This is a genomic window from Streptomyces sp. NPDC048420, from assembly GCF_040651535.1.
GTDB lineage: Bacteria > Actinomycetota > Actinomycetes > Streptomycetales > Streptomycetaceae > Streptomyces.
Genome location: NZ_JBEZKG010000014.1, coordinates 1 through 24444, shown reverse-complemented (window position 1 = coordinate 24444; position 24444 = coordinate 1). Strand labels below are relative to the sequence as shown.

General features: G+C 70.2%; 26 protein-coding genes. 16 read left to right on the top strand and 10 right to left on the bottom strand.

Annotated elements, in window-relative coordinates:
• Positions 1 to 20 precede the first annotated feature (20 nt).
• The 3 genes from fabG (at position 21) to AB0D34_RS26565 (ending at position 2015) form a co-directional block, all read left to right on the top strand.
• On the top strand, positions 21 to 725 hold the full coding sequence (gene fabG, locus AB0D34_RS26575; RefSeq protein WP_362665500.1) for a 3-oxoacyl-[acyl-carrier-protein] reductase: 705 nt from the start codon (positions 21 to 23) through the stop codon (positions 723 to 725).
• 5 nt (positions 726 to 730) lie between these two features.
• Positions 731 to 1498, top strand: a complete 768-nt coding sequence (gene fabI / locus AB0D34_RS26570; RefSeq protein WP_062024245.1) for an enoyl-ACP reductase FabI — start codon at positions 731 to 733, stop codon at positions 1496 to 1498.
• 148 nt (positions 1499 to 1646) lie between these two features.
• A complete protein-coding gene (locus AB0D34_RS26565; protein WP_362665498.1) occupies positions 1647 to 2015 on the top strand; it encodes a hypothetical protein in 369 nt (122 codons plus the stop codon).
• On the opposite strand, the gene AB0D34_RS26560 is transcribed toward AB0D34_RS26565, so the two are convergent.
• On the bottom strand, positions 1990 to 2685 hold the full coding sequence (locus AB0D34_RS26560) for a FadR/GntR family transcriptional regulator (protein WP_362665496.1): 696 nt from the start codon (positions 2683 to 2685) through the stop codon (positions 1990 to 1992). The genes AB0D34_RS26565 and AB0D34_RS26560 overlap by 26 nt on opposite strands.
• 70 nt (positions 2686 to 2755) lie before the next feature.
• On the opposite strand from AB0D34_RS26560, the gene AB0D34_RS26555 reads away from it, so the two are divergent.
• The 4 genes from AB0D34_RS26555 (at position 2756) to AB0D34_RS26540 (ending at position 5211) form a co-directional block, all read left to right on the top strand.
• A complete protein-coding gene (locus tag AB0D34_RS26555) occupies positions 2756 to 4102 on the top strand; it encodes a CynX/NimT family MFS transporter (RefSeq protein WP_362665494.1) in 1347 nt (448 codons plus the stop codon).
• Positions 4103 to 4150: 48 nt separating this feature from the next.
• Positions 4151 to 4267 (top strand): SGM_5486 family transporter-associated protein, encoded by a 117-nt coding sequence (locus AB0D34_RS26550; protein ID WP_123759839.1) that lies wholly within the window; start codon positions 4151 to 4153, stop codon positions 4265 to 4267.
• 153 nt (positions 4268 to 4420) lie between these two features.
• Complete coding sequence (locus tag AB0D34_RS26545) at positions 4421 to 4627, top strand: hypothetical protein (RefSeq protein WP_362665492.1); 207 nt, start codon at positions 4421 to 4423, stop codon at positions 4625 to 4627.
• A gap of 65 nt (positions 4628 to 4692) precedes the next feature.
• Complete coding sequence (locus AB0D34_RS26540; protein WP_362665490.1) at positions 4693 to 5211, top strand: histidine phosphatase family protein; 519 nt, start codon at positions 4693 to 4695, stop codon at positions 5209 to 5211.
• Between the two features lie 105 nt (positions 5212 to 5316).
• Here the strand turns inward: AB0D34_RS26540 and serB are convergent, their stop codons facing one another.
• Complete coding sequence (serB, locus tag AB0D34_RS26535) at positions 5317 to 6531, bottom strand: phosphoserine phosphatase SerB (RefSeq protein ID WP_362665488.1); 1215 nt, start codon at positions 6529 to 6531, stop codon at positions 5317 to 5319.
• A 220-nt stretch (positions 6532 to 6751) separates the two neighbouring features.
• Positions 6752 to 9271: a streptophobe family protein gene (locus AB0D34_RS26530; protein ID WP_362665486.1), complete on the bottom strand. Its 2520-nt coding sequence runs from the start codon at positions 9269 to 9271 to the stop codon at positions 6752 to 6754.
• Between the two features lie 239 nt (positions 9272 to 9510).
• Between AB0D34_RS26530 and AB0D34_RS26525 the strand changes: the two genes are divergently transcribed.
• Positions 9511 to 12084, top strand: coding sequence for an FHA domain-containing protein (locus tag AB0D34_RS26525; RefSeq protein ID WP_362665484.1), 2574 nt, complete (start codon positions 9511 to 9513; stop codon positions 12082 to 12084).
• Between the two features lie 75 nt (positions 12085 to 12159).
• Here the strand turns inward: AB0D34_RS26525 and AB0D34_RS26520 are convergent, their stop codons facing one another.
• The 3 genes from AB0D34_RS26520 to AB0D34_RS26510 form a co-directional block, all read right to left on the bottom strand.
• On the bottom strand, positions 12160 to 12927 hold the full coding sequence (locus tag AB0D34_RS26520; RefSeq protein ID WP_362665482.1) for a transglycosylase SLT domain-containing protein: 768 nt from the start codon (positions 12925 to 12927) through the stop codon (positions 12160 to 12162).
• Between the two features lie 299 nt (positions 12928 to 13226).
• Complete coding sequence (locus tag AB0D34_RS26515) at positions 13227 to 14336, bottom strand: S-adenosylmethionine:tRNA ribosyltransferase-isomerase (protein ID WP_362665480.1); 1110 nt, start codon at positions 14334 to 14336, stop codon at positions 13227 to 13229.
• Positions 14333 to 15031 (bottom strand): SDR family NAD(P)-dependent oxidoreductase, encoded by a 699-nt coding sequence (locus AB0D34_RS26510; protein ID WP_362665478.1) that lies wholly within the window; start codon positions 15029 to 15031, stop codon positions 14333 to 14335. The genes AB0D34_RS26515 and AB0D34_RS26510 overlap by 4 nt, the downstream gene beginning before the upstream one ends.
• Before the next feature lie 187 nt (positions 15032 to 15218).
• On the opposite strand from AB0D34_RS26510, the gene AB0D34_RS26505 reads away from it, so the two are divergent.
• The 4 genes from AB0D34_RS26505 to AB0D34_RS26490 all read left to right on the top strand — a co-directional run bounded on the left by AB0D34_RS26505 (position 15219) and on the right by AB0D34_RS26490 (position 17792).
• The gene (locus AB0D34_RS26505; RefSeq protein ID WP_362665476.1) at positions 15219 to 16364 is read left to right on the top strand and encodes a GAF domain-containing sensor histidine kinase; all 1146 of its coding nucleotides are present in this window, start codon (positions 15219 to 15221) and stop codon (positions 16362 to 16364) included.
• Positions 16357 to 16998 carry a response regulator transcription factor gene (locus AB0D34_RS26500; RefSeq protein WP_362665474.1) on the top strand — a complete coding sequence of 214 codons (642 nt, stop codon included), beginning with the start codon at positions 16357 to 16359 and terminating at the stop codon, positions 16996 to 16998. Before AB0D34_RS26505 ends, AB0D34_RS26500 begins: the two co-directional genes overlap by 8 nt.
• A gap of 113 nt (positions 16999 to 17111) precedes the next feature.
• Positions 17112 to 17357 (top strand): chaplin ChpE, encoded by a 246-nt coding sequence (gene chpE, locus AB0D34_RS26495; RefSeq protein WP_362665472.1) that lies wholly within the window; start codon positions 17112 to 17114, stop codon positions 17355 to 17357.
• A 195-nt stretch (positions 17358 to 17552) separates the two neighbouring features.
• Positions 17553 to 17792, top strand: a complete 240-nt coding sequence (locus AB0D34_RS26490; protein ID WP_362665470.1) for a chaplin — start codon at positions 17553 to 17555, stop codon at positions 17790 to 17792.
• A 135-nt stretch (positions 17793 to 17927) separates the two neighbouring features.
• Here the strand turns inward: AB0D34_RS26490 and AB0D34_RS26485 are convergent, their stop codons facing one another.
• The gene (locus AB0D34_RS26485) at positions 17928 to 18716 is read right to left on the bottom strand and encodes a hypothetical protein (RefSeq protein ID WP_362665468.1); all 789 of its coding nucleotides are present in this window, start codon (positions 18714 to 18716) and stop codon (positions 17928 to 17930) included.
• 139 nt (positions 18717 to 18855) lie between these two features.
• Between AB0D34_RS26485 and AB0D34_RS26480 the strand changes: the two genes are divergently transcribed.
• The 3 genes from AB0D34_RS26480 to AB0D34_RS26470 all read left to right on the top strand — a co-directional run bounded on the left by AB0D34_RS26480 (position 18856) and on the right by AB0D34_RS26470 (position 21245).
• The gene (locus tag AB0D34_RS26480; RefSeq protein WP_362665467.1) at positions 18856 to 19653 is read left to right on the top strand and encodes an ABC transporter ATP-binding protein; all 798 of its coding nucleotides are present in this window, start codon (positions 18856 to 18858) and stop codon (positions 19651 to 19653) included.
• Positions 19654 to 19747: 94 nt separating this feature from the next.
• Positions 19748 to 20179, top strand: a complete 432-nt coding sequence (locus AB0D34_RS26475; protein WP_362665465.1) for an NfeD family protein — start codon at positions 19748 to 19750, stop codon at positions 20177 to 20179.
• A 130-nt stretch (positions 20180 to 20309) separates the two neighbouring features.
• Positions 20310 to 21245 carry an SPFH domain-containing protein gene (locus AB0D34_RS26470; RefSeq protein ID WP_362665463.1) on the top strand — a complete coding sequence of 312 codons (936 nt, stop codon included), beginning with the start codon at positions 20310 to 20312 and terminating at the stop codon, positions 21243 to 21245.
• 64 nt (positions 21246 to 21309) lie between these two features.
• On the opposite strand, the gene AB0D34_RS26465 is transcribed toward AB0D34_RS26470, so the two are convergent.
• From AB0D34_RS26465 to AB0D34_RS26455, 3 genes are all read right to left on the bottom strand, one after another.
• The gene (locus AB0D34_RS26465) at positions 21310 to 21816 is read right to left on the bottom strand and encodes an HNH endonuclease (RefSeq protein ID WP_007381071.1); all 507 of its coding nucleotides are present in this window, start codon (positions 21814 to 21816) and stop codon (positions 21310 to 21312) included.
• A 151-nt stretch (positions 21817 to 21967) separates the two neighbouring features.
• Positions 21968 to 22507, bottom strand: a complete 540-nt coding sequence (locus AB0D34_RS26460; RefSeq protein WP_362665461.1) for a YbhB/YbcL family Raf kinase inhibitor-like protein — start codon at positions 22505 to 22507, stop codon at positions 21968 to 21970.
• Between the two features lie 44 nt (positions 22508 to 22551).
• Positions 22552 to 23334, bottom strand: coding sequence for a sporulation protein (locus tag AB0D34_RS26455; protein ID WP_362665460.1), 783 nt, complete (start codon positions 23332 to 23334; stop codon positions 22552 to 22554).
• 139 nt (positions 23335 to 23473) lie between these two features.
• Here AB0D34_RS26455 and AB0D34_RS26450 point away from each other — a divergent pair, with 139 nt between their 5' ends.
• Entirely contained in the window at positions 23474 to 24115 is a 642-nt protein-coding gene (locus AB0D34_RS26450) for a DNA-3-methyladenine glycosylase (RefSeq protein ID WP_362665459.1), read from the top strand.
• Positions 24116 to 24444: the final 329 nt, after the last annotated feature.

Genomic DNA, 24444 nt, shown 5'->3' with positions numbered 1-24444 from the left:
CCTATGGAAAGGGTGATCCGTTGAGCCGCTCGGTTCTCGTCACCGGAGGCAACCGGGGCATCGGCCTCGCCATCGCCCGCGCTTTCGCCGACGCCGGCGACAAGGTCGCCATCACGTACCGCTCGGGTGAGCCGCCGGCCGGCTTCCTTGCGGTCAAGTGCGACATCACCGACTCCGAGCAGGTGGAGCAGGCCTACAAGGAGATCGAGGCCGAGCAGGGCCCGGTCGAGGTCCTGATCGCCAACGCCGGCATCACCAAGGACCAGCTTCTGATGCGGATGTCCGAGGAGGACTTCACCTCGGTCGTCGACACCAACCTCACCGGCACCTTCCGCGTGGTCAAGCGCGCCAACCGCGGCATGCTGCGTGCCAAGAAGGGCCGGGTCGTCCTGATCTCCTCGGTCGTCGGCCTCTACGGCGGCCCCGGCCAAGCCAACTACGCCGCCTCCAAGGCCGCGCTGGTCGGCTTCGCGCGCTCGCTCGCCCGTGAGCTGGGCTCGCGCAACATCACCTTCAACGTCGTCGCGCCCGGCTTCGTCGACACCGACATGACCAAGGTGCTCACCGACGAGCAGCGCGAGAGCATCGTGAAGCAGGTGCCGCTCGGTCGTTACGCGCAGCCCGAGGAGGTTGCCGCGACGGTGCGGTTCCTCGCCTCGGACGACGCCTCGTACATCACTGGAGCCGTCATCCCCGTTGACGGCGGACTGGGAATGGGTCACTGAACACCATGAGCGGAATTCTCGAGGGCAAGCGCGTCCTGATCACCGGTGTGCTGATGGAGTCCTCCATCGCCTTCCACGCCGCGAAGCTGGCCCAGGAGCAGGGCGCGGAGATCATCCTGACCGCGTTCCCGCGGCCCACGCTGACCGAGCGCATCGCCAAGAAGCTCCCCAAGCCCACCAAGGTCATCGAGCTCGACGTCACCAACGACGAGCACATGGGCCGCCTGGCCGACGTCGTCGGCGAGGAGCTCGGCGGCCTCGACGGCGTCGTGCACTCCATCGGCTTCGCGCCGCAGGACGCGCTCGGCGGCAACTTCCTGAACACCCCGTTCGAGTCCGTGGCCACCGCCATGCACGTCTCGGCGTACTCCCTGAAGTCGCTCACCATGGCCTGCCTGCCGCTGATGCAGAACGGCGGCTCGGTCGTCGGCCTCACCTTCGACGCGCAGTACGCCTGGCCGCAGTACGACTGGATGGGCCCGGCCAAGGCCGCCCTGGAGGCCACCAGCCGCTACGTCGCGCGCGACCTGGGCAAGCAGAACATCCGCTGCAACCTCATCTCCGCCGGCCCGCTCGCCTCGATGGCCGCCAAGTCCATCCCGGGCTTCGCCGACCTGGCCTCCGTGTGGGACAACCGCTCCCCGCTGGAGTGGGACCTCAAGGACCCGGAGCCGGCCGGCAAGGGCATCGTCGCCCTGCTGAGCGACTGGTTCCCGAAGACCACCGGCGAGATCATCCACGTGGACGGCGGGCTGCACGCCATCGGCGCCTGACACTCCTGCTGAGGGCCCGCACCTGTCATGGGTGCGGGCCCTCACCCGTTCGGCGTATCAGGCCGGGCGCGGCACGGCCACAACTGGGCACTGTGGATTACGCGTTCACCCGCGCTTTCCTCCCCAGCACGGCCGAGGAGGTCCCCTTGTGCGCCTGTCCCGCAGTCCGGCCTCAGTGACCGCAGCCGTCTGTCTCGTGATGTCCCTGCCGTACAACGCGATGCCCTACGACGCGAAGCCGCACGCACGCGTGGAGGTGCGCGAAGCCGCCGCGCCGGAGCCGTTCGGCGCCTCCTGCTACAGCCGGGTCACCGGATCCCGGGTGACCGCCTACTGCCACAACCCCTATCCCCGCACCGACGGCGTCCGCCTGCACATCGAGTGCGACCGCTGGTGGGACCTCGACAGCGACGGCGCCGAGGTCGAGGCCGGGCCCGCGCAGACCGTGCGGCTGACCGGCCGGTGCTGGAAAGAGGTCGCGTCGGTGTGGGTCAGTCACCGGAAGCTGGCGCTGTGAACCTCCCCGGACGGCACAGGAAGGGATAGCCGCCCGCCTCCTCGGCTGCGGCCGGTGCGTCGCCCGCGCGGATCGCGTCGACGAGCCGGGTGTGGTCCATGTACGTCTCCGGCGTCAGCTCCTCGCCGACGTCCTCGCGCAGCCAGTCCCGCAGCACCTCGCCGAGGTCCGCGTACATCTCGGTCATCACGTCGTTGTGCGAGGCGGCCACCACGGCCAGGTGGAAGGTGGCGTCCGCGGTCACGAAGGCCTCCGCGTCGCCCGACTCCCAGGCCTCCTCGCGCCGCACCAGCAGCGTGTCGAGCTGCTTGAGGTCCTTCTCGGTGCGCCGCTCGGCGGCCAGCCGCGCCGCGGACGACTCCAGCGTGGAGCGCAGCTCGGCGATGTGCCGGGGGTCCGCGTCGGCGAACCGGCGGTGCATCACACCGGCCAGCTCACTGGTCGCCACGACGTACGTCCCCGAGCCCTGGCGGATGTCCAGCAGACCGTTGTGCGCGAGCGCGCGGACGGCCTCACGGACGGTGTTGCGGGCGACCCCCAGCTGCTCGACCAGCTCGGGCTCGGTCGGGATCCGGGAGCCGACCGGCCACTCGCCCGAGGTGATCTGGTTGCGCAGCGCGGCGATGACCTGCTCGGACAACGCCGAACGGCGGGGATGGCTCAGGGGCATGGCACACCTTCGCACGGGCGGGGCGGACGAGGACGCCCCGGGGATGGACAACCAATCATCCCATGATTCTATGATGGGTGTCATGGCACGCGAGGAAACCCGGACACTGAAGTCCACGACCGCCCACCCTTCCGCGACCACACCGGAGAAGGGAGCCGTGGTGCCCGCCCCGCGCGCGTGGGCGGTGCGCCTGGTCGTCGTCGGCATCGTCCTGTCCGCGCTCAACCTCCGCCCCGCCATCACCAGCCTCGGTGCCCTCCTCGAAGAGGTGCGCGACGGACTAGGCATGAGCGGCACCCTGGCCGGTCTGCTCACCTCGGTGCCCCCGCTGTGCTTCGCCGTCTTCGGCGTCATGGCACCCCGCCTGGCCCGCCGCTTCGGCCCGGGCGCGGTGGTGTGCGCGGGCATGGTCGCCATCACCGCTGGCCTGCTCATACGGCCGTACATGGGCTCCACGCCGGGCTTCCTGGCCGCCAGCGCCCTCGCCCTCATGGGCATCGCCGTCAGCAACGTGCTGATGCCGGTCATCGTCAAGCGCTGGTTCCCGGACCGGGTCGGCTCCATGACCGGCCTGTACTCGATGGCCCTCGCGCTCGGCACCGCGGCCGCGGCCGCCGTGACCGTGCCGGTGGCCGACACGCTGGGCGGGAGCTGGCAGTCCGGGCTCGCGGTGTGGGCGGGGCTGGCCGCGGCGGCCGTACTGCCGTGGATTCCGCTCGTACGGGACCGGGGGCCGGCGCCCGCCGCGAAGGGCGTGTCCCGGCACGTGCACGCGCGCGTGGACGGTGCGGGAGAGGTCCGGCACGTGCACGCACGCGTGGAGCAGCCCGCGCTGCGGATCACCCGGAGCCGGACCGCCTGGGCACTCGCCGTCTTCTTCGGGCTCCAGGCCACCGCCGCCTACATCACCATGGGCTGGATGGCGCAGATCTTCCGGGACGCGGGCGTGTCCGCGGGCACCGCCGGGCTGCTGCTGGCCGTCACGATGGTGATGGGGGTCCCGCTGGCCTTCGTCATCCCGCGCGTGGCCACCCGGCTGCCGCACCAGGGCCCGATCGTGATCGTCCTCGGCGTCTGCGGTCTCGCCGGCTACGCGGGCCTCTACTTCGCCCCCGCCGCCGGCGCCTGGGCCTGGGCCGTCCTGCTGGGCATCGCCAACTGCGCCTTCCCGCTGGCGCTCACCATGGTCGGCATGCGGGCCAGGACCGGCGCGGGCGTCGCCCAGCTGTCCGGCTTCGCGCAGAGCACCGGCTATCTGATCTCCATCCCGGGGCCGCTCCTGGTCGGCGTGCTCTACCAGCACAGCGGCGGCTGGGGCCTGCCGATCGCGCTCATGGTCGGCCTGATGCTCCCGCAGATGGCGGTCGGGGTGCTCGCGGGCCGCGACCGCACGGTGGAGGACGAGGCGGCCCGGTGAGGTCACCCCGGCAGTCTCGGTAAGAGAGCGGGGTGCGAGACTGGCCGCATGCCAGTGCTCGACCCGAACCCCCAGAACGGCCAGAAGAAGATGCTGCTGGTCTTCGGCTCGTTCCTCGCCATCTTCGTCGTCATCGCGATCATCGCGACGATCGCCTCGCCCTGAGGGGGTGGGGATAACCCCCCGATCCCCTAGGGGGCGAGTGTCAGGGTCAACTGGGTGGATCACCGGATGGGTTGAGGGCCGGCGCTTCCGTACCTTCGAGATGTGACCGCGAGAAGCGGACCACGGCGGACTCGAAGACCAGCGGAGGCACTCATGGCGGCCCCTACGCACACCCCGCCCCACCCGGCGTCGAGGGGCGGCGTCGACATCCGGCTCCCCTGGTGGGCCCTCGTCCTGCCGACGCTTGCCTTCGTCGTGCTCCTGACGCTCATCCTCAACCCCTCCGACGCGCACGCCGCCTCCGGCGACCCCGCCGTCACCCGGTTCCTGGAGCACGTGCAGCAGCTGACAGCGCGCTGAACACCCACAAAGCCGCCCGTCAACTCCCTGCGCCCCATGGCCTGTTTCATGCGAAGCTGGATCCCATGAGCGTCGCAGAACCCCGCAGGATTGTCCTTTTCCGGCATGCGAAAGCCGACTGGCCACAGGTCACCGACCATGAGCGGCCGCTCGCCGACCGGGGCCGAAAAGATGCAGCGGAAGCCGGACGGAGGCTGGTCGACTCCGGCATCTCCTTCGACCTGGCCCTCTGCTCCACCGCGACCCGGACCCGTGAGACCTGGAAACTCGCCGTGCAGGAGTTCCCGCACCGGCCGAAAACCGTCTACGAGGAGCGGGTCTACGAGGCCTCTCCCGGCGAGCTGATCGCCGTGCTCAACGAAACCCCGGACGACGTCCAGAACGCCGTCCTGATCGGCCACAACCCGGGTGTGCAGGGCCTCGCCGACATCCTCGCGGGCGCCGCCGAGGGTGATGCCCGCCAGCGGATGGACGGCCGCGGCTTCCCAGCCGCGGCCTTCGCCGTCCTGACCTTCAGCGGCCCCTGGAAGACCCTGGAGCCAGGTGTGGCCACCCTCGTCGACTACTGGGCACCGTCCGACTGACGGCGACGCCGACCGGCGCGAGACACAGCAGGGGCCCGGCACCATCATGGTGCCGGGCTCCTGCCGATTCGCTGTCGCGTCCGTGGTGACCGTCTGGTCCCCGGGTCAGTCCTCCTCGTGCGCGTCCGCCGCCTCGACCTCTTCGCGGGTGACGCCCAGCAGGTACAGCACCGTGTCCAGGAAGGGCACGTTCACCGCGGTGTGCGCGGCCTCCCGCACCACCGGCTTGGCGTTGAAGGCCACCCCGAGACCGGCCGCGTTCAGCATGTCCAGGTCGTTGGCGCCGTCGCCGATCGCCACCGTCTGGGACAGCGGCACTCCCGCCTCGGCGGCGAACCGGCGCAGCAGCCGCGCCTTGCCCGCACGGTCCACGATCTCCCCGGTGACCTTGCCGGTGAGCTTCCCGTCGACGATCTCCAGCGTGTTGGCCTGGGCGAAGTCCAGCCCGAGCCGCTCCTTCAGATCGTCCGTGACCTGGGTGAATCCGCCCGAGACGACACCGACTTGGAAGCCGAGCCGCTTGAGCGTACGGATGAGGGTGCGCGCGCCCGGAGTCAGCCGTACTTCGGAGCGCACCTTGTCGACGACCGAGGCGTCCAGCCCCTCAAGGAGCGCCACGCGCGCGTGCAGCGACTGCTCGAAGTCCAGCTCGCCGCGCATCGCGGCCGCCGTCACCTCGGCGACCTCGTCCTCGCATCCGGCGTGCGCGGCGAAGAGCTCGATCACCTCGTCCTGGATCAGCGTCGAGTCCACGTCCATGACCACGAGCCGCTGGGCCCGGCGGTGCAGACCGGCGGCGACGACGGCCACGTCCACGCCGAGCTTGGCCGCGTCCGTCACCAGGGCGGTGCGCAGCGGCTCGGTCTCCACGCCGGACACCGCGAACTCGACCGCCGTGACCGGGTACTTGGCGAGCCGGAAGATACGGTCGATGTTGCCGCCCGCCTTGGCGATCTTGGCGGCGATCGCGGCGGTGGCCTCCGCGGTGAGCGGGTGACCGAGCACGGTGACCAGGGAACGTCCCAGCCCGCGCGGACGGTTGTCGCCGAGGCCCGAGATGATCTCGGCCTGCATCTTGATCGACTCCGCCCAGCTGTGGACGGTCGCCCGCAGATCACCCTCCAGCGCCCGGGGCGGCGCGGTCACGAGCGCGCACAGCACCATGCGGCCACGCGTGACGACCTGCTCGATGTCGACCACGTCGACCGAGTAGGCGGCGAGGGTGTCGAAGAGGCCGGCCGTGATGCCCGGCCTGTCCTTCCCGAAGATCTTGACGAGAAGGGTGGGGACGTCGGAGGACGAGGTCTGCTCAGCGCTCATGGTGTTCCCACCGTATCCGGCACCCAGTGCCTCCTGCTCCCGAGGTCCGTCTGACGGACACGGAACACTCGGTGACGGGCGGGTGGCCAGATCCTTGCATCATTGCGCACTCACGGTGACTTACCCAGCCGTGTGTGCCCGAGGGGGCGGTGCCTGGTCGCCGCCGACCGGACGCCTGTGACCGGACGTCTGTGACCGGACGCCTGTGACCCGCGCCGAATCAGCGCCGCCCCTTCGGCTTCCCCGGCGGTGGGGGTGGTGGGGGAGGAGGAGGCGGCGGGGGCGGCGGCGAGTGCCGTCCCTCGTCGCCGGAAGACGGGCGTCGGCCACCGGGCCGCTGCCTGGGGGGCCGTTGCGGGGAACGAGGAGGCGGGTCGATCGGGCGGGCCACGGTGGGGGCGCCGTAGACGTTCTCGGGCGGCGACCCCGGCTCGTATGAGGGCTGAGAGCTGTCCTCAGGGGGCCGCACGGCATCCTGCGGCGGGCCGCTACCCGCCGAGGACCCCGAGTCCTCGCCCTGCCAGTCCCCACCGGACGATCGCGAGCCTCGGCCGGGCGGCACCCCACCCGCCGCTCCCGGCCCCCCAGGCCCCGGCTCTCCCCGACGGTCCCCGCGGCGCGGCTCCTGGCCACCACCCTCGGGCCCCGGCGCCCGTCCAGGCTCCCCACCGGGCCGCGCGTCCTCCGGCCCCCGCAACTCCTCCGGCACCCGCAGATACGGGTTCGTCGCCGGGTTCGGAGGCCGATACGGCGTACCGGGCACGTAGGGCCCCGCTCCACCGTCACCCGCCTCAGCCTCGCGACGGTACGCCCCGGATCCACCGCCCTGCGCCTCGGGGTTCGCGGCAGCCGGCCCACCTTGTGCCTCGGTTCGCCCGGCCAAGAGCCCGGACGCCCCCTCGTACGGCCCGGCACCACGGCCCTGCGCCTCGGCGTTCCCGGCATACGCCCCGGAGCCACCCGCCCGCGCTTCGGGGGTCCCGGAGTGCGGCCCGCCGCCGGGTGCCTCGGTTTGCCCCGCGTACGGCCCGGATCCGCCCTCATACGGCTCGGAGCCCCCGCCGTACCCCCCGGCCCCACCTCCGTACAGCCCCGCCCCGCCTTCGTGAAACCCCGCCGTACCGTCGTCGTACGGACCAGCCCCGCCCGGACCACCCCTGGGCGCACCCTGCCCCTCACCCCGATACGGCTCGTACGCCACACCCCCGCCCCCACCCGCATACCGAGGATCGCCCGCAACCCCCACCGACCCCGTCGCCGCCCCCGCCCCCACCAAGTCACGCAGTGCCAGCGCCGAAGCACGCGACCCCGCCGCCCCCGTCGCCCGGGCCAGCAGCGCCCCCGCCGCTCCCGCCGCCGCGCCCCACACCGCACCGAGAAGCAGCGCCATGCCGAACTCTCCCCGCAGCCGGACCCCCGCGCCGAACGCGTCGAACCCCAGTACCGACAGCGACGCGTCCACCGACACCTCCGTCAGCCAGGCGAGCAAGGGCAACGCCAAAGCCGTCGCGACCCCCAGCCGCACCGCACACCGCCCCGCGAAACGAAGGGCCCCCGGATCCCGTACGACGCCGTCCCCCACCCCAGTCGCCCCTTGCCCGGCGTCTGCCCCAGCCGCCCCGCCAACCACCCCCACCGGCGTCCGCACAGCCGTGAACACCCCCGCCAGCAGCATCATCAGCGCGGCCCCCACCCCCAGCAGCCACACCCGTCCGTCAAGATCCGCCAGCCTCCCCAGCGTCACCGACTGGTCGGAGTCCGAGGCGAGCAGTCGGTCCAGCGGGTCCGGCAGGAAGTTCGTCAGGACCCCCGTCGCGCGGCCGTCGAAGGGAACGAACAGGCCGACTGGGATGCCCAGCCACACCCCGTTCGGCGCCCCGAGCAGCGCCGCGCCGGCGATCCGCTTGGGGTGGTCGTCGCCGATCGTCGCGTACGCCGCCGCCGAGAGCCCCGCGGCCACCGCGACCAGCAGCACCGTCACGAGGGCGGACGCGGCCGGCCGTACGACCCGGTGCACCGCCTCCCAGCCACGCGGCAGCGGCGTACGGCGGGACGCCAGCAGCGCGACCAGCAGGATCCCGGCCGACCAGCCGAGCCCGCCGAGCAGGGTCGGCGCGGTGTCCACCGTGAAGCCGACCGCGGCCTTCGCGTCGATGAGGTCGCCGATCTGGTCGGGCAGCAGCCCGCCGATGTCCCCGACGTCACCGAGGCCGGGGATGTCGAGACCGCCGCCCCCTCCCGCGCCGGGCACTTCGTCGAGCCCGAGCGCGCCCCCGTCGATCGTGATGACGTCGTGCCCGGCCCAGGCCAGCCCGCCCATCATCGCCGTGAACAGCACGACCACCGAGCCCGCGCGCGCGAGCAGTTCGGACGGCGCGATCACCGCACCGGCCGCCCGCAGGGACCCTAGGAAGAACCATGACAAAAGCAGCGCGCCGACCAGGCTGACGCCCAATGGCGTGATCTCGATGGCGGTCGCCGCCTCCGCCCCCGTCAACCCGAACGCGGACACATCACCGGCAGGCGTCACCGAACCACCCGCCGCAAGGGCCACCACAGCCGCGGTCATCGGGCCCAGCGAGGCGGCGGAATCGGCCTCCAGCAGATGCAGACCGAGCGCGGCCGTCCCCGTCATCCCGATCAACGCCCAGCTCACGGCGGCGATCGAGGACAGCAGGATGTCTCCCCACGGCAGCCGCCCGCCCCGCTCCGCGGTCTCGACACTCCTGGACGCACTCATGGCAGACCCCCCGATCCGCGGCGCGGCCGAGACCGCGCTTGTCCCCCTCGCGTGGATTACCCACTCTCCGGGTCGGTTTCAACCCCGTCAACGGAACCGGCCGAAGCGCGCGAACGTGGTGTTCTGGGGGCTCAACTTTCGGTCAGGAGGCGGATCCTGAAATAGTTCCCGACGATGTTCGACATCCCTACACTCCCTGTGACGGGGGCAATTCGGGGGACTACTCAGTGGGGCTTGGAGTGCCGGAACTCGTACTGGAAGCGAATGGACGTACCTGGACGCTCGATCCGTCCAGGCCGTACAGCCTCGGACGCGATCCGCAGGGGGACATCGTGTTCGACGACGCCAGGGTGTCCTGGCGTCACGCCACGATCAGCTGGAGCGGGCGCGGTTGGGTCATCGAGGACCACGGCAGCACCAACGGCACGTTCATGCAGGGGCAGCGGATCCACCGGTCGGACCTCGGCCCCGGCTCGGCCGTCCACCTCGGCAACGCGAGCGACGGCCCGCTGCTGAGCCTCACCGGCACCGCGGCCCCGGTCGCGCAGCCCCAGCCCAGGCAGCAGCCGTACGCAGCGCAGAGCGCGAACCCCGGCTGGGGCCAGCAGACACCGCAGCAGGCACCACAGCCGCAGGCACCGCAGTCCGCCTGGCCGCAACCTCAACAGCCCCAGCAAGCACACCAGCCCCAACAGTCGCACCAGCCGCCACAGAAGATCCCCCAGCAGCAGGGACCCGGCGCGGGCGCTGGCGCTGGCGCGGGCACGGACGCACCGCCGGTCTACGGCGACCGCAGCCCGACCACGTTCCACCAGTTCACCATCGGCCGCATCATGCGCATCGGCCGTGCCCTGGAGAACGACCTGGTCGTCTCCGACCTGCAGGTCTCCCGCAACCACGCCGAGTTCCACTCGATGCCCAACGGCCGGATGGAGATCCGCGACCTGGGCTCGCACAACGGCACGTACGTCAACGGCCAGCCCATTCCCAAGGGCGGCTCGACGATGCTCGGTCCGAGCGACATCGTCGGCGTCGGCCACTCCACGTTCCGGATCGTCGGGGACCGCCTCGAGGAGTTCGTCGACACCGGTGAGGTTTCCTTCTCCGCCCGCCATCTCACCGTCACGGTGGACGGCGGTAAGCAGATCCTCAAGGACGTCTCCTTCGGCGTTCCGGAGAAGTCCGTCATCGCGGTGATCGGACCGTCCGGTTCCGGCAAGTCGACGCTGCTCAAGGCGCTGACCGGCTACCGGCCCGCCAACCAGGGCGACGTCCTCTACGACAACCGCAATCTCTACAAGCAGTTCGCCGAGCTGCGCCAGCGCATCGGCCTGGTCCCGCAGGACGACATCCTGCACAAGGAGCTGACCGTCAAGAAGGCCCTCAAGTACGCGGCCAAACTCCGCTTCCCCGCCGACACCACCGGCGAGGAGCGCGAGAACCGCATAAACGAGGTGCTGCGCGAACTGAAGCTCGACGTGCACAAGGAGAAGAAGGTCACGGCCCTCTCCGGCGGCCAGCGCAAGCGCGTCTCGGTGGCCCTGGAACTGCTCACCAAGCCGTCCCTGATCTTCCTGGACGAGCCCACCTCGGGCCTCGACCCGGGCATGGACCGCGATGTCATGCAGCTGCTGCGCGGCCTCGCCGACGACGGTCGCACCGTCCTCGTCGTCACCCACTCGGTGGCCGAGCTGGCGCTGTGCGACAAGCTCCTGGTGATGGCCCCCGGCGGCTCCGTCGCCTACTTCGGCCCGCCCGAGGAGGCACTGAACTTCTTCGGCTACGACACCTGGGCCGACGTCTTCTCCGCCTTCGAGAACTACCGCGACTACGACTGGGCCGGACGCTGGAAGGGCTCGCAGCACTACCAGATGTACGCCGCGGACATAGACGCGGTTGCCCCGCAGTCCGTACAGACGCCTCCGATGCAGGGCATGAAGCCGCCGAAGCCACAGGGCTGGCTGGGCCAGTTCGGGACACTGGTGCGCCGCTATGTCTCGGTGATCGCGTCCGACAAGGGCTTCCTGGCGCTGACGGTGATCCTGCCGCTCGTCCTCGGCGCGGTCAGCCTGCTCATCGACTTCGGCGACGGTCTGCTGCCCAAGCCGATCGACCCCAGGACCAAGCTCCCCGAGCCGAACAGCACGGCCACCACCGTCCTGCTCATCCTGGCGGTCGGCGCCTGCTTCGCCGGCGCCGCCAACTCCGTCCGTGAGCTGATCAAGGAACGGGTCATCTACGAGCGGGAGCGTGCCACCGGCCTGTCCCGCTCGGCGTACCTGATGTCCAAGGTGTTCGTGCTCGGTGTGATCACCATCCTGCAGGGACTGATGGTCGGCCTCATCGGCTTCGCCAGCCGAGCCCTCCCCCAGGAGGGCCTGGTCCTCGGCAACGCCACCCTCGCGGAGCTCTGCCTGCCGATCATGGGCCTCGGGTTCACCTCGATGATGTTCGGCCTGATCATCTCCGCACTGGTGAAGACCTCCGAGAAGACCATGCCGCTGCTGGTCATGTTCGCGATCGTCCAGGTCGTCTTCACCGGCTGTCTGTTCACCCTGCACGGCACGATCGGCGTCAACGAGCTCTCGTATCTGATGCCGTCCCGTTGGGCGGTCGCCGCCGCGGGCGCCACGCTGGACTTCAACAAGGTCAACCCGCCCGTCAAACCGGGCGACTCGACCGACCCGCTGTGGGACCACACAGTCAGCACCTGGGGCCTCGACATGCTCGCCCTGGTAGCCCTCGGCGTGGTCTGCGGCTTCCTGGTGGCCCGCTTCCTGCGCCGCCACGAGCCCGAGGTCATGCGCAAGTGATCACTGTCGTACGACGGTGAAGGGCGGCACCCCGACAGGGTGCCGCCCTTTCGCGTACGAGAGGTCCGCGCGACCTCAGTACGCGCCGTTGACGTTGTCCATCGAGCCGTACCTGTCGGCCGCGTAGTTCGCGGCGGCGGTGATGTTGGCGACCGGGTCGTAGATGTTCCAGGACGTGCCCGCGACGTGGTACGCCTGGAACGTCGGCGGGATGACCTGGAGCAGCCCCTTCGACGGGATGCCGTTGATGGCGTTGATGTCCCAGTTGTTGATCGCGTTCGGGTTGCCCGAGGACTCCCGCATGATGTTGCGGTACAGACCGTTGTAGCTGCCCGGGATGCCCTTGGCCTTCATGATGGCCAGGGACTCCTTGATCCAGCCGTCCAGGTTGTTGGCGTAGCTCTTCTTCGGCGCGGCGGCCTTGAGCTTGGCGCGCTGGGCGGCACGGCTCGCGGCCTCCTTGGCCTTGCGCGCCTGCGCGGCCTTCTTGGCGGCGGCGGCCGCGGCGGCCTTCTTCTTCGCGGCGGCGGCCTTCTTCTTCGCGGCGGCGGCCTTGGCCTTCGCTTCGGCCTGCGCCTTGGCCTTCGCCTCGGCGGCCTTGCTCTGCAGGGCCTTGGCGGCGAGCTGCTCCTTGACGTCCGCCTGGAGGCCCTTGAGCTCTTCGGAGCGGTACTTCACGGGGGCCGAGTAGCTGGCCGCCTCGGACGTGGTGGTCTCCGCGTTGCCTGGAACCGCGCTGAGGACTACGGCGGCAGCGCCGAGCGTGGCGACACCGGCGACGGCGATCTTGTGGCGCTTGGTCAGCGCGCGACTATGACCACGGGTGAAAGGGTTCTTGGGCATGCGGAAATGACCTCTTCGGATAGCGCGGAGGTCGCTCGCTGTCCGTCGGGGGACACGGGTGCTTCCGGCACAAACGCCGCGGGGGGAACCCGCGGCGCGGAGCGACGTTGGCCATTCTTAGCTGCCGCAAAACACCCGGGCAAAGGTGTGACGTACGATGCTGGGTAGTGGACCAGGGGAGGGCAAAACGGGACAGACAGGAACGTCTGTCCCGTTCATCGGGGGAGCCTTTGTCTCCTATTTCGCTTCGTACGTGATCTGGGCCCTATGTGCGGGCTCACATCGCCCGCACAGCGTTCTCACCGGTAGTTGCTGGCGCAATGCTCAGCGTGAGGCTCCTCCGCCGGAAGGAGGAGATGCACGTCCCCGAACTCGTGCCACAGATAGCGCCCGCGCACCGCCTCCTCGTAGCCGCGGTCGACCGCCGCCCGCCCCGCGACCGCCTCCAGCATCAGCAGATGCGAGGCCTCCGGCTCGTGCAGCCCGGTCAGCAGCCCGTCCACCACCCCCACCCCGCGCTCCGGGGTCACGACGAGATCCGTCCACCCTTCACGCGCGCGTACGACCCCGTCGGCGCCGGCCGCCGACTCCACGGCCCGCACAGCCGTCGTCCCGACCGCCACGACCCGCCCGTCCCCGGCCTTCACCGCGTTGATCAGCCGCGCCGACGCCTCCGGCACCGAGAACCGCTCCGGATACGGCGGCTCGTGCACCTCCGCCGAGGCCACCCCCGTGTGCAGCGTGACCGGCGCGAACTGCACACCCCGGCTCACCAGCTCCGCCACCAGCCGCGCGGTGAAGGGCCGCGCCGCACTGGGCATCTCCGCACTACCCGCCCCGTCGGCCGACGGCAGCGCGAACACCGTCTGATACACGGACAACGGCTGATCCCGCTCCGTGTAGGAGTACCGAATCGGCCGCCCGTGCTCCCGCAGCAGACGGTGGACGACAGCGCCCGCACCGCCGCCCGAGCCGGCCCCCGCCACCCGCGCCCACCACAACCGCTCGCGCGCCCCGCCCAGCGCCTCCTCCAAGACCAGCCGAACACCCCCGGTCAACCGCACCTCTGTCCCCGCGGGCCCACCCGCACGCGCGCGCGTGGTGCCCCTTCCGTCCGGCTCCCGCAGCTCGACGGCCCACCGCCCGTCGTCCCCGAGCGTCGAGAAGTGCACCACCACGCGCGCGTGCCCCACCCACCCGTCGACGGCGGCGCCCAGCACAGGGGAGGTGTTCACGACGAGCAGGTCCCCGGCCCTCAGCAGACACGGCAGCTCCCGGAACGCGTGGTGCGACACCTGGGTCCCGCGCGACACCAGCAGCCGTACGGCATCCCGGTCCAGCCCCGGCCCGCGCTGCTCCGCCGGCACCCGCGCCGACAGCTCCTGCGGCACCCGCACGCTCAGCGTCATCGCTGCCCTTCCAGCAGCGACGGAGCCCCGTACCGCCCACTCGCCGGCCGCTCCTCCAGCAACCGCAGAAAGGCCGGCACCACACTGGCCGGCTTCGGCCGCGGACCCGGGTCGTCCGGTACGGCCGCCGCATACAGGTCCGTCGCCATGTCTCCGGGATCGACGGCCCACACCCGCAGCCCGGGCTCCTCTTCCCCCAGCACCGCCGTGAGGTGGTCCAGGGCGGCCTTTGAAGCCCCGTAGCCGCCCCATGTCTCGTAGGCCTCGGCCGCGGCGTCGGAACTGATCGCGATCACCGTGCCGGCCCCGGACGCCCGCAGCAGCGGCAGCGCCTCCTGGACCAGCCCCAGCGCGGCCACCACGTTCACCTCCAGCGCGCGGCGCAGCCCGTCCAGTGGCAGCTCCTCAAGGCGCGCCAGCGGCTCGACGCCCAGCGCGCTCGCGTTGTTCACCAGCAGATCGACGCCGCCGAGCCTCCAGGCCGCGGCGACCAGCTCCGAGCGGTGCGCCGGGTCCGTGACGTCTCCGGGCAGCGCCGTCACCCGTGTTCCGTGCGTCTGAAGCCACGCCGCTGTCTCCTGGAGGGCCTCGGCGCCTCTGGCGTCCAGCACCAGGTCCCAGCTCCGCGCCGCCAGCGCCTCGGCGAGCGCCCGTCCCAGCCCCTTCGAGGCCCCCGTGATGATCGCTACCGGCATGACACACGTCCCCTTCGTCGTCCCCGCCTCCTGATCGGCGTACTCCCAACCTAGGAACGGGACCGCCCCGGCCGCCTCGGACGCGGGCCGCAGAGCGACGCGGCCCTTCGCCCTAGGTCCCCTGCCCTAGTCGAGGGCGGTCACAGGTCCGATCCGCGCTGTCACACCCCGCCCGTACCCTGAGGGCATGAGTCAAGGCCCCCGGTCCGGCCTCGCCGCGGTGAGCTCCGCGCTGCTGGCCATGAGCAGGCACCTCGAGGTGCGCGACGTCCTCAAGACGATCGTCGCCTCGGCCCGCGAGCTGCTCGGCGCGCAGTACGCCGCCCTCGGCGTCCCGGACGACCACGGCGGCTTCGCCCAGTTCGTGGTCGACGGGGTCAGCGACGAGCAGTGGAAGGCCATCGGCCCACTCCCGCGCCAGCACGGCATCCTCGCCGCGATGCTCCACGAGGCAACCCCCGAGCGCCTGGCCGACGTCCGCAAGGACCCCCGCTTCGAGGGCTGGCCCTCCGCCCACCCCGACCTGGTCGACTTCCTGGGCCTGCCGATCCGCGACGGCGACGAGGTGATCGGCGCGCTCTTCCTGGCGAACAAGAACTGCCCCAAGCCTGATGGCAGTTGCGGCTTCACCCAGGAGGACGAGGACCTGCTCTCGATCCTCGCCCAGCACGCCGCGATCGCCCTCACCAACGCCCGCCTGTACGAACGCAGCCGCGAGCTGACCATCGCCGAGGAGCGCTCCCGCCTGGCCCACGAACTGCACGACGCGGTCAGCCAGAAACTCTTCTCCCTGCGGCTGACCGCCCAGGCCGCTGCCGCCCTCGTCGACCGCGACCCGTCCCGCGCCAAGGGCGAACTGCAGCAGGTGGCCGTGCTCGCCGCCGAGGCCGCCGACGAACTGCGCGCCGCAGTGGTCGAGTTGCGCCCCGCGGCCCTGGACGAGGACGGCCTGACCGCCACCCTCCGCACCCACGTCCAGGTCCTGGACCGCGCCCACTCCGCGCGCGTGACCTTCGCCGCCCGCAGCTTCCGCGCGCTGCCCGCCGCCCAGGAGGAGGCCGTGCTCCGCGTCGCCCAGGAAGCCCTGCACAACGCGCTGCGGCACTCGGGCGCCGAACACGTCGACGTGACCCTGGACCGGCGCGCCGGCGGCGCCGTCCTGCGCGTCACCGACGACGGCACCGGCTTCGACCCGAAGTCGATACGCCGGGCGGGACGCCACCTGGGTCTGGTCTCCATGCGGGACCGCACCAGCGGGGTCGGCGGCACACTGACCGTGGAATCGGAGCCCGGCAAGGGCACCACCATCGAGATGGAGGTCCCGGGTGGCTGACACGATCAAGGTCCTGCTCGTCGACGACCACCAGGTGGTCCGCCGGGGCCTGCGCACCTTCCTAGAAGTGCAGGACGACATCGAGGTCGTGGGCGAGGCCGCCGACGGCGCCGAGGGCGTCGAGCGCGCGGAGGAACTGAAGCCCGACATCGTCCTCATGGACGTGAAGATGCCGGGCATGGACGGCATCGACGCCCTGCGCAGGCTCCGCGAACTGGACAACCCCGCGCGTGTGCTGATCGTCACCAGCTTCACCGAACAGCGCACCGTGGTCCCGGCGCTGCGCGCGGGCGCCGCCGGGTACGTCTACAAGGACGTCGACCCCGACGCCCTGGCCGGCGCCATCCGCTCCGTCCACGCCGGGCACATCCTGCTCCAACCCGAGGTCGCGGGCGTCCTGTTGTCCCAGGAGGAGAACAACTCCGGCCAGGGAAGAGGTGGTTCGCTCACCGAGCGGGAGCGCGAGGTGCTCGGTCTGATCGCGGATGGCCGCTCCAACCGGGAGATCGCCCGGGCGCTGGTCCTCTCCGAGAAGACTGTCAAGACACACGTCTCGAACATCCTGATGAAGCTCGACCTGGCGGACCGGACACAGGCGGCGCTCTGGGCGGTTCGTCATGGTGTGGCCGGATAGGACTTCATACTGTCGTGGGAATGTCCCCCGGATGGCGCATCCTCCGTGGATCTCCGCCGTTCTCCAGTGCGTGCTGCGGCGACTGCCGGAGCAATCGCTAGGAGGGCTTAGAAGTGAAGAACCTGAAGAAGGTAGCGGCCGTGACGATGGTGGCCGGCGGGCTGGTCGCCGCCGGTGCCGGTATGGCCTCCGCAACCGACGGGTCGCACGCCGACGGCAAGGCCGTGGGCTCGCCCGGCGTCGTCTCGGGCAACCTCGTCCAGGCCCCGGTGCACGTCCCGGTGAACGCCGTGGGCAACAGCGTGAACGTCATCGGCGTGCTGAACCCGGCCTTCGGCAACCTCGGCATCAACCGCTGACCTTCCTCGCCGAACCGGCAGTGACTTCGGCCTCCCGGGTGCCTCGCGCGCCCGGGAGGCCGGTCCGTTTGTCGGCCGAATGATCCGAACGGTCGGTCCTGGTCGAATCTCCGTACCGTTCGATGTGTCTCCCGCGTTGATCAGCGCACGACCCGCGGCCGGGTTGGATACGCAATCGCAGGAGGAACGCTTCTCATGAACATTGCCAAGAAGGCCGCCGCGGCCATCACCGTCGCCGGTATCGCCACGGGTGCCGCTGCCGGTGCCGCTGCCGCCAGCGCGGGTGCCGACGGCGCGGCCGTGAAGTCGCCGGGCGTCGTCTCGGGCAACCTCGTCCAGGTCCCGGTGCACGTCCCGGTGAACGCCGTGGGCAACAGCGTGAACGTCATCGGCGTGCTGAACCCGGCCTTCGGCAACACCGGCGTGAACGACTGACGTCGGATCCAGGCGGACGGGGCCTCTCAAGTCAACGGCGACTTGAGGGGCCCTTGGTGTGCGTGCCCCAGCTGTATCCACCCAGGGGCGCGGGGAACTGCGCGACCAGCCACGACGCACCCGCACCTGCACAGCTCACCGCACCCCCCGCTCCCGCTCCTCCACATACGCGTTGTACGCAGCCACCAGGGCTCTACGGGCCGTCCGCTCCACCGGCCTCAGCGCCTCGGACCGCGCTCCCATCTCCCCGGCGGTCACGGCCGCCCCGTGCCCGTTCTCATAGGCCAGCGACACCAAGAACCCCACCCGCTGCGCCAGCTCCAGCACCCGCACCGCCCGCGGCGGATACCCCGGCGCCAGAACCTCCCGCCCGCGCTCCGCCCGAGCCCGGTACGCCGAGATCGCCGCCTCCGCCACCGGCCCCGACCCGGCCACGTCCAGCCGCGACAACACCTCCGTCGCCTCCCGCAGGGCCTCCGCGAGTTCCCGCTCGGCCTCACCCAGCGAAGGGACATCCGCCGGCGGAGCCTCCCGCACCGGGAGCACGTGCCACACCACCTCGACATGCACATCACCCGAGGGGCCCGCCTCGTACACCTCCGGCACCAGCCCCAGCGCGGCGCCGTGACAGATCACCGCCTCCTCCGCCTCCAACGCCCGCGCGTTGAACTCCGGCGGTCCGCTCAGCCCGAGCGGATGCCCGGGGGCGGGCAGCGCGACCCGAAGACCGGTGACCCCGAGCGAGCGCAGCCGCCCGAGCGCCAGCGTGAGACCGACGGCCGCCGTCTCGCCCGGCAGCCCCTCGACCCGGTGCACGGCATCGTCACCGACGATCGCCAGCACGGCGTCGTCCGGCGAGACAAGTCCGGCCAAAAGGCCGTTTCCCCAAGCGGCAAGGCGTCCAGAGCGCGGTTCCGAGAGCATGCCCCCACCCTAAGGACCGGACCGATGGATGGGAGCGGCCGACCGGTGGCGTAGATTTCATCGAGGGCTGCGCCCAAAAGCGCGCACGCGACAGCCGAGACGTCGACACCGTCACACTGCAAGGGGAGACAACGCGCTCATGAGCGATGTTCTGGAGCTTCAGGACGTATCCGTGGTCCGTGAGGACCGGGCTCTGGTGGACCAGGTCTCCTGGTCGGTCAAGGAGGGCGAGCGCTGGGTCATCCTCGGCCCCAACGGCGCCGGCAAGACCACGCTCCTGAACCTCGCGTCCAGCTACCTCTACCCCAGCAAGGGCACCGCCACCATCCTCGGCGAGACCCTCGGCAAGCCCGGCACCGACGTCTTCGAACTGCGCCCGCGCATCGGCATGGCCGGCATCGCCATGGCCGACAAGCTCCCCAAGCGCCAGACCGTCCTGGAAACCGTGCTGACAGCGGCGTACGGCATGACCGCGGGCTGGCAGGAGGAGTACGAGGACATCGACGAGCAGCGCGCGCGTGCCTTCCTCGACCGCCTCGGCATGAGCGACTACCTGGAGCGGAAGTTCGGCACCCTCTCCGAGGGCGAGCGCAAGCGCACCCTCATCGCCCGCGCCCTGATGACCGACCCCGAGCTGCTCCTCCTCGACGAGCCCGCCGCCGGTCTCGACCTCGGCGGCCGTGAGGACCTGGTCCGCCGCCTCGGTCGGCTCGCGCGCGACCCGATCGCCCCCTCGATGCTCATGGTCACCCACCATGTCGAGGAGATCGCCCCCGGCTTCACCCACGTCCTCATGATCCGCCAGGGCAAGGTCCTCGCCGCGGGCCCCCTGGAGCTCGAACTCACCTCCCGCAACCTCTCCATGTGCTTCGGCCTGCCCCTCGTCGTCGAGCAGGTCGGCGAACGCTGGACCGCGCAGGGCCTCCCGCTGTCGTGATCAAGTGAAGTACCCGCAAAAACACGGGTAAGAAGCCTCTGCCCGCCCCATCGCGCCCTGTCGGAGGCGGTACCCCCGGACCTACCATGAGCCCGTGAACGACATCGACGCATGGGTGTGGTGGCTCGTCGGCGCGGCAGCTCTCGGAATCCCGCTCGTGGTGACCGCGATGCCGGAGTTCGGCATGCTCGCGGTCGGCGCCGTCGCCGCGGCGGCCGCTGCCGGACTCGGCGGCGACGTCGTCGTCCAGGTGCTCGTCTTCGTCGTCGTCTCGGTGGCCCTCATCGCCGTCGTACGGCCCATCGCGACCCGGCATCGAGTCCAGCGCCCCCAACTCGTCACGGGTGTCGACGCGTTGAAGGGCAAACAGGCCGTCGTCCTGGAGCGCGTCGACAGCGCGGGCGGCCGGATCAAGCTCGCCGGAGAGGTCTGGTCGGCACGCTCTCTCGACGCCGGACAGGTCTACGAACCAGGCCGGGAAGTCGACGTCGTGGACATCGAGGGAGCCACGGCGATCGTCATGTGACCTCGCAGGATGCAACTGAACCGAACGCACCACGAGTTACTCGACGGTCTGTCACACTCGACCAGCAAGATCTTCAACAGGCATAAGATCTTCCGAAAACGCCGAGGCGGAGAAGGGCACGGGGAGCACGATGGAACCGGTCATCATCGTCTTGATCATCCTGGTGGTGTTGGTCTTCATCGCCCTGATCAAGACGATCCAGGTCATCCCACAGGCCAGTGCGGCCATCGTGGAGCGCTTCGGCCGCTACACGCGGACGCTCAACGCGGGACTCAACATCGTCGTCCCGTTCATAGACACCATCCGCAACCGCATCGACCTGCGTGAACAGGTCGTGCCGTTCCCGCCGCAGCCAGTGATCACCCAGGACAACCTGGTCGTCAACATCGACACGGTCATCTACTACCAGGTGACCGACGCGCGGGCCGCGACCTACGAGGTCGCCAGCTACATCCAGGCCATCGAGCAGCTCACCGTCACCACCCTCCGCAACATCATCGGTGGCATGGACCTGGAGCGGACCCTGACCTCCCGCGAGGAGATCAACGCGGCCCTGCGCGGAGTCCTCGACGAGGCCACCGGCAAGTGGGGCATCCGTGTCAACCGCGTCGAGCTGAAGGCGATCGAGCCTCCGACCTCCATCCAGGACTCGATGGAGAAGCAGATGCGCGCCGACCGTGACAAGCGCGCCGCGATCCTGACAGCCGAAGGTACCCGCCAGGCCGCGATCCTCACCGCCGAGGGCGAGAAGCAGTCCCAGATCCTGCGCGCCGAGGGTGAGGCCAAGGCGGCCGCCCTGCGCGCGGAGGGCGAGGCCCAGGCGGTCCGCACGGTCTTCGAGGCCATCCACGCCGGCGACCCCGACCAGAAGCTCCTCTCCTACCAGTACCTCCAGATGCTCCCCAAGATCGCCGAGGGCGACGCCAACAAGCTCTGGATCGTCCCCAGCGAAATCGGCGACGCCCTCAAGGGCCTCTCCGGAGCCATGGGCAACTTCGGCGTAGGCGGCGGCTCGAACGGCGGCAACGCGGGTGCGGAACGCCGGGAGACCCCGAAGATCGACTGACGTGCATACGGCACTGGGGCTCACCTCGTCGGAGGTGAGCCCCAGTTCTGCTTACGGCTACTGCTCAGGCGGCCTCTCCGGCCAGCCAGTCCGGCAGAGCCGAGAAGTCCTCGTGGCCCAGGGAAAGCAACATCGCGTCCGCCGGAGTCGGCTCGAACGGCTCCCGCAGCAACGGCATCCCCGCCTCCGCCGGAGTCCGGTTCGCCTTACGGTGGTTGTCCTCAGCGCAGGACGCCACCGTGTTCAGCCAGGTGTCCTGACCACCCTGCGACCGCGGCACCACGTGGTCCACGGTCGTCGCCCGCCGCCCGCAGTACGCGCACCTGTGCCGGTCACGCACCAGAACACCCCGCCGAGACCACGGGGCTTGTCTTCGGAAGGGCACCCGTACATACCTGCACAACCTGATCACCCGGGGCGCCGGTATGTCGACCGCGGCTCCGCGCATGCGCAGTTCGGGGTGGGACTGCTCGACGACGGCCTTGTCCTGCAGCACCAGAACGACGGCCCGGTTCAACGTCACCGTCGACAGCGGCTCGAAGCTCGCGTTCAGTACCAGCGTGTCCCGCATCTCAGCCCACCTCCCATGTGCACCGTCCCACCCCCTGGCGGGCTTGGGCTTGGATCAACTCTGGCCGGGCACGCCGAGATGGACAACGCAATAAAAAGTGCCCGCCTCTGATCAATTCCAAGACCAGAGGCGGGCAAACGCTCAATGAACGTCAGTCTTCGGCGGGCACCTCGTACTCACCGACCAACCGAGCACGCGCGATTGCGTGGAAGCGCAGGTTGAAGCCCACAAAGGCGGGAGAGGCATCGGAATCCGGCCCGAGCTTCTCCTGGTCCACGGCGTACACGGTGAAGACGTACCGATGCGGCCCGTCCCCGGCCGGCGGAGCGGCCCCACCGAAGTCCTTCGACCCGTAGTCGTTCCGCGCCTGTACGGCACCCTCCGGCAGCCCCTCGAACTTCCCGCTGCCCGCACCCACCGGCAGCTCGGTCACCGAGGCAGGGATGTCGAACACGACCCAGTGCCAGAACCCACTGCCCGTCGGGGCGTCGGGGTCGTAGCAGGTCACGGCGAAGCTCTTGGTCTCCGGCGGGAAGCCCTCCCAGCGCAGCTGCGGAGAGGTGTTGCCGGCCGCGTAGACCTGAGCGTCCTTGAGCGTGCCGCCCTCCTGCACGTCCTCGCTCGTCACCGTGAACGACGGGACGGGCGGATGGAAGTCATGGGGGAGCGGCCGCCGCTTGAGCTCGGTCACCTCGGTACCTCCTGATCGATTACCGGAATCAGCAGTTCCCGAGCCTAGAACCAGTTGCGCTTGCTGCCGACCTCGGACAGCCACTGGTTGATGTACCCGGCCCAGTCGGTGCTCTGGTAGTCGTGCAGCCCCACCTGGAAGGACCGGAAGGTGTCACTGCCCTCGCTGAACAGCCCCGGCTTCTTGTCCATCTCCAGGATGACGTCCATCGCGTTGCCATCCGCGACGAAGCTCAACTCGACCTGGTTGAGCCCGCGGTACTGCTGCGGCGGGAAGAACTCGATCTCCTGGTAGAACGGCAGCTGCTGTCGCGTCCCGCGGATGTGACCGCGCTCCAGGTCCGCGTTCTTGAAGCGGAAGCCCAGCTGCATGAACGCGTCCAGGATCGCCTTCTGCGCCGGCAGCGGGTGCACCTTGACCGGGTCCAGGTCACCGGAGTCCACGGCACGCGCGATCGCCAGCTCCGTCGTCACACCGACGTTCATGCCGCGCAACGCCTGGCCGTCGATCACCGTGATCGGCGTCTCCCAGGGGATCTCCAGACCGAACGGCACCGCGTGCACCGCGTTGGCCTGAAGCGTGAAGGCACCGCCGAGCGGGACCTTCGTGAACTCGACGTCCTGCTTGTACTCCTGGTCGCCGCTCTCGACCTCGACCTTGGCCTGGAGCCCGACCGACAGCCCCTCGATCTCCTGGTCCACGGACCCGCCCTGGATCCGCACCTCGCCCTGGACGACACCACCCGGAACGACGTTGACCTCGGTCAGCACCGTCTCCACCGAAGCCCCACCGGCACCCAGGCTCGCGAGCAGCTTCTTGAACGCCATGTCTCTCCCTACAACGCGCGGATTCCTGATCCCTACAAACGCGATCCGGCCGTGGTCGGTTCCGCGCCTTCACCCTGGCAAGCGGACGAACCCTTGACCACCCCTTGGTACCCACCCGTCTGGACTACGCTCGGAGGCCATGATCACGCCCCCGGACCGTACGCCACTGCCCCGAGAGTTCTTCGACCGCCCCGTACTGGAAGTCGCCCCCGACCTTCTCGGCCGCACTCTCGTCCGTACGACCCCGGACGGTCCGATCGTGCTGCGCCTCACGGAGGTCGAGGCATACGACGGCCCGAACGACCCCGGCTCCCACGCCTATCGCGGCCGCACGGCCCGCAACGGCGTGATGTTCGGTCCTCCCGGGCATGTGTACGTCTACTTCACCTACGGCATGTGGTTCTGCATGAACCTGGTCTGCGGACCGGAGGGCAGCGCGAGTGCGGTCCTGCTGCGGGCCGGGGAGATCCTCGAAGGCGCAGATCTGGCGCGCAAACGTCGACTCTCGGCCCGAAATGACAAGGAACTGGCCAAAGGGCCCGCCCGCCTGGCCACGGCCCTGGACGTGGACCGGGCCCTGGACGGCACGGACGCCTGCGAGTCGAGCGAGACCCCACTGAGGATGCTCACGGGCACCCCGGTCGCCCCCGACCAGGTACTCAACGGTCCCCGGACCGGAGTCGCCGGCGACGGGGGCGTGCACCCCTGGCGGTTCTGGGTCGCCAACGACCCGACAGTGAGCCCCTATCGGGCCCACGTCCCGAGGCGGCGCTCAAGTTGACTCGCTCTTGGAAGATGCGTAACGTGGCCCGAGCCGCTTGACCCGGTTACGGCAATCGCCAGCAGCCGAGAGCGGCCAAACCACTACCTACAACATCCCCTCAGCGGGGGCGATTTCGGCGTGCCTGCATGCTCGAATTCGAACTCGCGGAGCTCGATTATGAGTTGCCGAGGGAATGGGCTAACGTAGTGAATGTCGAAAGGCCCCGCCGACAGGGAATCAGGACCGAAAGGATCTGATAGAGTCGGAAACGCAAGACCGAAGGGAAAAGCACCGGAGGAAAGCCCGAGAGGGTGAGTACAAAGGAAGCGTCCGTTCCTTGAGAACTC

Excerpts from the sequence above, each read along its gene's own strand:
- fabI (WP_062024245.1), top strand. The coding sequence starts at position 731 with ATGAGCGGAATTCTCGAGGGCAAGCGCGTCCTGATCACCGGTGTGCTG.
- AB0D34_RS26560 (WP_362665496.1), bottom strand. The coding sequence starts at position 2,685 with ATGCCCCTGAGCCATCCCCGCCGTTCGGCGTTGTCCGAGCAGGTCATC.
- AB0D34_RS26555 (WP_362665494.1), top strand. The coding sequence starts at position 2,756 with ATGATGGGTGTCATGGCACGCGAGGAAACCCGGACACTGAAGTCCACG.
- AB0D34_RS26550 (WP_123759839.1), top strand. The coding sequence starts at position 4,151 with ATGCCAGTGCTCGACCCGAACCCCCAGAACGGCCAGAAGAAGATGCTG.
- AB0D34_RS26545 (WP_362665492.1), top strand. The coding sequence starts at position 4,421 with ATGGCGGCCCCTACGCACACCCCGCCCCACCCGGCGTCGAGGGGCGGC.
- AB0D34_RS26540 (WP_362665490.1), top strand. The coding sequence starts at position 4,693 with ATGAGCGTCGCAGAACCCCGCAGGATTGTCCTTTTCCGGCATGCGAAA.
- serB (WP_362665488.1), bottom strand. The coding sequence starts at position 6,531 with ATGAGCGCTGAGCAGACCTCGTCCTCCGACGTCCCCACCCTTCTCGTC.
- AB0D34_RS26530 (WP_362665486.1), bottom strand. The coding sequence starts at position 9,271 with ATGAGTGCGTCCAGGAGTGTCGAGACCGCGGAGCGGGGCGGGCGGCTG.
- AB0D34_RS26520 (WP_362665482.1), bottom strand. The coding sequence starts at position 12,927 with ATGCCCAAGAACCCTTTCACCCGTGGTCATAGTCGCGCGCTGACCAAG.
- AB0D34_RS26515 (WP_362665480.1), bottom strand. The coding sequence starts at position 14,336 with ATGACGCTGAGCGTGCGGGTGCCGCAGGAGCTGTCGGCGCGGGTGCCG.
- AB0D34_RS26510 (WP_362665478.1), bottom strand. The coding sequence starts at position 15,031 with ATGCCGGTAGCGATCATCACGGGGGCCTCGAAGGGGCTGGGACGGGCG.
- AB0D34_RS26505 (WP_362665476.1), top strand. The coding sequence starts at position 15,219 with ATGAGTCAAGGCCCCCGGTCCGGCCTCGCCGCGGTGAGCTCCGCGCTG.
- AB0D34_RS26490 (WP_362665470.1), top strand. The coding sequence starts at position 17,553 with ATGAACATTGCCAAGAAGGCCGCCGCGGCCATCACCGTCGCCGGTATC.
- AB0D34_RS26485 (WP_362665468.1), bottom strand. The coding sequence starts at position 18,716 with ATGCTCTCGGAACCGCGCTCTGGACGCCTTGCCGCTTGGGGAAACGGC.
- AB0D34_RS26480 (WP_362665467.1), top strand. The coding sequence starts at position 18,856 with ATGAGCGATGTTCTGGAGCTTCAGGACGTATCCGTGGTCCGTGAGGAC.
- AB0D34_RS26470 (WP_362665463.1), top strand. The coding sequence starts at position 20,310 with ATGGAACCGGTCATCATCGTCTTGATCATCCTGGTGGTGTTGGTCTTC.
- AB0D34_RS26465 (WP_007381071.1), bottom strand. The coding sequence starts at position 21,816 with ATGCGGGACACGCTGGTACTGAACGCGAGCTTCGAGCCGCTGTCGACG.
- AB0D34_RS26455 (WP_362665460.1), bottom strand. The coding sequence starts at position 23,334 with ATGGCGTTCAAGAAGCTGCTCGCGAGCCTGGGTGCCGGTGGGGCTTCG.
- AB0D34_RS26450 (WP_362665459.1), top strand. The coding sequence starts at position 23,474 with ATGATCACGCCCCCGGACCGTACGCCACTGCCCCGAGAGTTCTTCGAC.